This is a genomic window from Bacillus sp. Xin1 (assembly GCF_013314535.1).
In the GTDB taxonomy this organism is placed as follows: Bacteria; Bacillota; Bacilli; order Bacillales; family Bacillaceae_G; genus Bacillus_A.
Genome location: NZ_JABUAE010000137.1, coordinates 1 through 1,292 on the forward strand (window position 1 = coordinate 1; position 1,292 = coordinate 1,292).

The following is a 1,292-nucleotide window of genomic DNA, read 5'->3' on the forward strand; positions in this document are numbered from 1 at the left end:
AAAGGTAAAGATGGTACTTGGAAACCCGTTGCGAAGGCAAATGAAGAAGAGAAGAAGCAAATTGAATCTAAAAGTGTAGAAGTGAAACCAGGTCGCTTATATTTTTCTGTCGGCTATGTATTCGATGTGTCACAAACGAACGCGAAAGCGGAAGATTTACCCCGTATTTTTCCAAATCGTTGGCTAGAAGGAACTGTGAAAGATTATAAGAGTTTGTACAAAGGAATGGAAGCTATTGCAGAAAAGAACGGTGTGAAAATTATTGAACCGAAACATGAGCTTGGGGTTGCAAAGGGGGTGAGCTATACCCTAACAAAAGAAGTTGCTTTAAATCCACGAAATAGTGAATTACAGAATGTAAAAACGCTCCTTCATGAGCTAGCGCATGCCAAACTTCATACAGCCGAAACACACATGAATTACACGGCACCTGAAAAAGAGTTTCAAGCAGAAATGACAGCTTATACGGTTTCTTCGTATTTCGGAATTGATACCAGCGAGTATTCGTTAGGATACTTAGCCAACTGGACACAAGGAAAAGAATTAAAAGAGAAATCAAAATTACTAAAAGAAGTACATGAAACTTCTACTGAATTTATTGAAACCATTGAAAACATTTTGGAAAAAGAGAAAGAACAAATACAAGAAAAAGAGGTGGAAAGTATGGAAAATGTAAAAGAAACACCTGTTCATTTGGTAACGATTGAAGTCTTGGATAAGGATAAACAAGATGAGGAAGTTGCAAGAATACACATGATGGATGCCGTGACAAAAGAAATCAACTACTTATCAGTATGGAATCCTGATAAGTCTGATCGAGACGACTTATATGTTTCTTTAATGGAGAAAAGCGGTAGTCGAGAAAATGTCTATTTAGACAACATTTTGAAACCAGATGTATATGAAAAAGTTCAGAATTCCATCTTCGACGGAAAAGGCAATCAATCGTTTCTTCTACATGAAAAGGATGCAATCATGAGCCTAGATGAAATAGTAAAGGATGAACGATATGGTGTTTTGGTAGATAAAGCAGAGGAACAAAAAAATCCATCATTTAGTGAAAAAGAAGTGGAATTGTATAAAGAGATGAAGAAAGAAGGATATGCGCCCATTGGCTCTCTTGAACAAAAATTAAACCCACTTCCTCACACAGCTAAACATGTTACGGCTTCGATGGAAAAAGAATTAAGTGAAAAATATGAAGCATTTAAGCGGGCTCAATCTAATGAAACGGTGAACGATATTGACAGTATTATAAGCCGTGTACAAGTGGAAGAGCGTTATTTTGCAAC

At 36.6% G+C, this 1,292-nt stretch carries 1 protein-coding gene; it reads left to right on the forward strand.

Annotated elements, in window-relative coordinates; genetic code table 11:
• On the forward strand, window positions 1-1,292 hold a 1,292-nt coding region (locus HRG09_RS28100; RefSeq protein WP_174104071.1), incomplete at both ends, for an ImmA/IrrE family metallo-endopeptidase.